This is a genomic window from uncultured Clostridium sp. (assembly GCF_934754915.1).
Taxonomy (GTDB): Bacteria; Bacillota; Clostridia; order Clostridiales; family Clostridiaceae; genus Clostridium.
The window spans coordinates 1-5,639 of the sequence record NZ_CAKVKB010000179.1 but is presented as its reverse complement, the minus strand read 5'-3'; the positions used below and the strand labels follow the sequence as shown (position 1 = coordinate 5,639).

Genomic DNA, 5,639 nt, shown 5'->3' with positions numbered 1-5,639 from the left:
CTTTCTATATTTTTTCACTCTCTGTATTTTCTTGAATTTATGTTATATTCTTTAATTATTATATCATATATATAATTTAATAATTAAACTACATTCTGATTAGAAAGTTTTACTTTCTTTTCTTATTTTTTTAAGTGCTTTTTTGGAACCTCTTTCTATATCATGCTCAAGTTTTCTTTCTTTAAATGATACAAAAATCTGATTAAGATCATATCCTTCTGGATAAAGTTCAGCACACTTCAATTCAAGTTTTATTCTCTTATAATTAACTTCTTTAAATTCACCATTTATAAATACTACAACATTATTAAACTTGTCAATTTCCTTATAAACTATACCACTCTTATTACAGTCAAGAAGTTTTACCTTATCTCCCTTTTTGAATATGTCATCTGCAATATTTTCTTTTTCAAAAGAAGACTCCTTTTTTATTTTACTATCTTTTAAAAGTTCATAATTATACTCTTTAGTATCAATATATTTTCTGCTTCTTTGAATTATATGTTCAGGTATTCCCATCTTCTTAGAAATATACAATGCATTACTGTCTCCACTTTTTCCAATGTGAAGTCTATACAAAGGTTCAAGAGTATCCTTTTTAAATTCCATTGCTGCATTTTCAAAATGAGGATGATTCTCTGAAAAATTCTTTATTTCTCCATAATGAGTCGATGCAACAGTTATACATCCTTTATGATAAAATTCTTCAAGAACAGCTATTGCAAGTGCTGCACCTTCATTAGGCTCTGTTCCGCTTCCTATTTCATCAAATAATAGCAAAGAATTTCTGCTGCTTTCCCTCAATATATCAGCAAGATTTTTTACATGAGATGAAAATGTGCTCAGTGAATTTTCAACACTCTGATTGTCTCCAATATCAACAAATATATTATCAAATACAGCCATTTCACTTCCTTCACCGCATGAAATATGGAATCCACTCATAACTGCAAGAGTCATAAGTCCTACTGTTTTTAAAACAACAGTCTTTCCTCCTGCATTGGGTCCTGTAATTATTAGGCTTCTATAATTATCTCCTATTTCAAAATCAAGAGGCACTCCATTTTCAATAAGCTGATATCTGCCTTTTATTATTTTTATATATCCCCTGTCATTAAGCTTTGGTTTTATTCCATTTATTTCTCTGCTATATTTTGCTTTTGCAAGTATCATATCATATTCTGAAATAACTTCGATATTAATCTTGATATCATGAATTCGTTCATATATCATTTCACTTATCATTGCTAAAATCCTATATTCTTCAACGCTTTCCTCTGCACTCAATCCTGCAAGTTCAGCAGTGTATCTTGAAACTGCATCAGGTTCAATAAATACAGTACTTCCCTTTGCTGAAACTTCAATCACATTTCCTGATATATGATTTTTGTAAGCAGCTTTTACAGGAACAGTATATCTTCCATTACGTTGACTCACAAAAAACTCCTGAAGATATTGCCTGTTTGATGGATTTTTTATAAACTTTTCAAGCTTTTCCTTTATCTTTTCTTCGCATATTCCAATCTGCTTTCTTATTTTTTTTAATTCCTTTGTTGCATTTGAATCTACAACAGAACCTTTTACCGCATTTTCAATTTCTTCTTCAATATATTTCAATTCAGTTATATTTTCACCATAAGAACTTAATGTTTGTGCATAACCTTCTTTATCCTTTATAAATGTCTTTATTTTTCTGCAACCTCTTAAAAAGTCACATATATTAGCAAGTTCTGAAGGTTCAAGAACCCCTCCTTTATCTATTTTGTCAATAAGAGGGCATATATCAAAAATACCTTCCAATGGAATATGATATCCTGCATCAAGAAGATTTCTTCCTTCACTTGTTTCACTCAACATTCTTTCAACATTTTTAATACTGCTGTCTGGCACAATTTTATCTATCAATTTCTTTCCTAGATTACTGACACAATAGGATTTTACAATCTCTTTCAATTTATAATAATGTAATTTTTCAAAAGTCATATTATTCATAGTTTAAATTCCTCTTTTCATAGTGTATTCAAGCCATGAATTCTGTATAGATTTCATAAAATTCATATTTATTGATGATTCTATTTATATATATTTTTTAGGATTTTTCATATTAACATAAACATCAAATTTATATCCACATATAGTATTATAAGTCAGCATAAATACTATAGTTGATTATATAAAATTATAATTTTAAATATCCAAATTTATATATTGCAAAATAAAAAGCCATGGATACTCCACAGCTTAAATAATTTATCACTAAAAACACAACAGTATAAAAAGTTTATACTCAATGTGCTGCATTTTAATAAGAAAAATTCATGACTCGTCTAGTATACCTGATTTAATTAATTCAACAACAAGCAAAGGTCCTTTACCCCCTCTTTTTTGAATTAATATTAAATTTAAAATCAAATGTCAATACTAGACACTCACAAACTTCCCTCACTTTCAATCTGAAACCTATACTAATATTTATTTATATTTTTAAAGGAAACAAAAAATTCCTTTAAACTCATGATACATCATTCATATTTATAAGTCAAACATTTTATTTCATAACTTATGTTTATAAATCAAATATTTTAATTAATATTATTATGTTACAATTAACAATATAAATTAATTTCCATTCTGCACTCTTGGAATTATTCCTGTAATTACAAGACCTGCCCAATCTCTATCTTCATATTGAATCCATTCACATTCAATATCAAGGTGCTTAAGCCATGCATTTAATCCATAGCTTTTTCTGCTTACATTTGGACACTTTCTTCCATGAAGTTCTTTTATATATTCAAGAATTTCAATCTGTTCTTCTTTTCCAAGTTCTTTGTTCATCATACCTCTTATATAATTTATACATTCAGTATATGCCATTGGATCGACAAGATATATTTCATCAGCATAAACCTGTCTTTCTTTGTTAAGAGTGTCCATTATTTCATTTATTTCGTCTTTATTGCTCAAGTAATGTTTAGCTCTTCTTAATGCTTCAATATCTTTATCCAGTTTATTAATCTTTTTTTCTAAATTTTCATACATCATTGCAATTTTCCCACTTTTCTATATATTTTTAGTTAATACCATTCTTTTATGGCACTTTTCATCTGACCTCCACATCTTGATAATTCACCCATGACACTATCAATCCCATATTGAGATTTATACCAATTATACCTGCTTACACCTTCAATATCAACTGGGCATACAAAAAATTCTGTCTCTTTAAATGCCCATCTATAAAACATTAGACATCTCTTTGCATGAAATGATTTACAGCATATTATAGCTTTTTTTACATGAATATTCATATAATCTGTAACTTCTCTTGACTTAAACGCATTCTCTTTTGTCCATGTTGCAGTATCTTCCTTTAAGATAACTCCTCCTGGCACTCCATTTTTTACTGCTACATCCTTTAAAAATTCAAATTCTGTTTTATAATTTCCACCATATAAATCACTTTTGCTTTCAGGTTTGGTAAAATGACTAAATTTAAGACTAAATCTTCCTGATGGAAGTATATACTTTGCATATCCATCCTTATATAATTCCGATGCTTTTTCCATTGGCTCTGGATATAACCCTCCAGGCACAAATATTATATCAGATTTTTCTGGTTTATCTTCGATAAAAATATATTCTGTTATCTCTTTTATAAAATTCCTCTCAATTCCCATAACTCTAATATTCCCTTCATTCTAAACATACACTTAAAAAGCTGTATACTGAATTCTGCTTTTTCAAATACAGCTTCTTTCAGATACAGCTCCTTTCTTTATCTTTAATTAGTTTAATTCTGAATTATTACCATAAATTTTCAAAATCCTTTGCCACATCTTTTGATGTATGAGAATCTGATCCATAAACCCGTCTTATTTCATATTTTTCAACAAGGTCTTTGAATATCCCGCTTACATAGACTTCGCCACAATAAGGCTTTCTAAGACCAGATGTATTAATATCTACTTCATAATCTCTCAATTTTATTGCTTTTGCAAGTCTTTCTAAAATCTCACAATTTAAATACTCTATTGGAAAAAGTTTATTAAATATTCTGATAAGATTTGGATGTCCTATACGCTTAGGCTTATATTTTCCAAGATCATATTCAACTGCCTTTATAAGAGTTTCATAGTATTTATCATATACCTTTTCAACACTTCCATAATAATCAACTGCTCTTTTAAAACCTTCTTTTCCATCAATATCTGTAAACTTATCTCCTATTTTTATAAAGTGTACAGATAAAAGTCCATCTTCCATATATGGTCCATACTCATTTAAAAGCTCTACTGTCTTTTCCTCAAGACCATCCAAAAAATCTACTTCCATTCCTATATTTATCTTTATCTTGTTTTTGTACTTTTCTTTTAATTCCTGTACTGCATTTATATAATTCATCATAAGACTTTTAGGTGTTGCACATTCATCTTGAAATTTTCTATCATCAAGAAAATATTCTGGAAAAGGCATATGTTCAGTAAATGACATTTCAGTTAAGCCATGTTTTAATCCTTCTTCAACATAAGATTCTAAAGAATCAGGAGTTCCATGAGGACAAAATGGTGAATGTATGTGTCCATCTCTTAATTTCAGTTTATTTTTTTCCATAATCATATTAAACTCCTAAAGTTGCATAAATTATAGCTTTTATTGAATGCATCCTGTTTTCTGCTTCATCAAATACGACTGATTGCTTTCCTTCAAATACTTCATTTGTAACTTCAATTGCATCCATTCCATATTTTTCTCCAACTGATTTTCCAACCTTAGTTTCATGATCATGATATGCTGGAAGACAATGCATGAATATGGCATCCTTGTTTGCATTGGCCATAACCTCACTGTTAACCTGATAAGGTCTCAATAAGTTTAATCTCTTATCCCATTCTTCTTCAGGTTCACCCATTGAAACCCATACATCTGTATAAATTACATCTGCATTTTTTGTTGCTTTTTTAACATCTTCACTTAAGGTTATTGTACATCCATTTTCTGCTGCAATTTCCTTACATGTATCAACAAGTTCTTCTGCTGGGAATAATTCTTTAGGTGCACAAGCTGTAAAATTAAGCCCCATTTTTGCACATGCAACCATAAGGGAATTACCCATATTGTTTCTTGCATCTCCCATATATACAAAATTTACACCTTTAAGTCTTCCAAGTTTTTCTTCAATAGTAAGAAGATCTGCTATCATCTGAGTTGGATGGAATTCATCAGTAAGACCATTCCATACAGGAACTCCTGAATATTTTGCAAGTTCTTCAACAGTTTTCTGACTGAATCCTCTATACTCAATTCCATCATACATCCTTCCAAGAACTCTTGCAGTATCTGCAATACTTTCTTTTTTCCCCATCTGAGAACCAGCTGCATCCAAATATGTAACTCCAAGTCCCAAGTCATTTCCTGCAACTTCAAATGAACATCTTGTTCTTGTTGATGTTTTTTCAAAAAGTAAAACTATATTCTTTCCTTTAAGCTTATCATGTAAAATACCAGCTCTCTTTAAACTTTTTAAATCTTTAGATAAATCTATAAGATATCTTATTTCTGCTGGTGTAAAATCTAATAACTTTAAAAAACTTCTTCCTCTTAAATTTACTGCCATCTTATTGCCCCCTATTTTGAAT

5 protein-coding genes are annotated in these 5,639 nt (G+C 29.4%); all 5 read right to left on the bottom strand.

Going from position 1 to position 5,639, the window contains the following annotated elements; all coding sequences use genetic code 11:
• Positions 1-99: 99 nt before the first annotated feature.
• Positions 100-1,992, bottom strand: coding sequence for an endonuclease MutS2 (locus tag Q0F58_RS16780; protein ID WP_294379015.1), 1,893 nt, complete (start codon positions 1,990-1,992; stop codon positions 100-102).
• Positions 1,993-2,619: 627 nt separating this feature from the next.
• The gene (locus Q0F58_RS16775; protein ID WP_294379014.1) at positions 2,620-3,045 is read right to left on the bottom strand and encodes a hypothetical protein; all 426 of its coding nucleotides are present in this window, start codon (positions 3,043-3,045) and stop codon (positions 2,620-2,622) included.
• Positions 3,046-3,077: 32 nt separating this feature from the next.
• Positions 3,078-3,680: a YdcF family protein gene (locus Q0F58_RS16770; RefSeq protein ID WP_294379013.1), complete on the bottom strand. Its 603-nt coding sequence runs from the start codon at positions 3,678-3,680 to the stop codon at positions 3,078-3,080.
• Between the two features lie 127 nt (positions 3,681-3,807).
• A complete protein-coding gene (hisJ, locus tag Q0F58_RS16765; protein ID WP_294379012.1) occupies positions 3,808-4,614 on the bottom strand; it encodes a histidinol-phosphatase HisJ in 807 nt (268 codons plus the stop codon).
• 7 nt (positions 4,615-4,621) lie between these two features.
• Entirely contained in the window at positions 4,622-5,617 is a 996-nt protein-coding gene (argF, locus tag Q0F58_RS16760) for an ornithine carbamoyltransferase (RefSeq protein ID WP_294379011.1), read from the bottom strand.
• Positions 5,618-5,639: the final 22 nt, after the last annotated feature.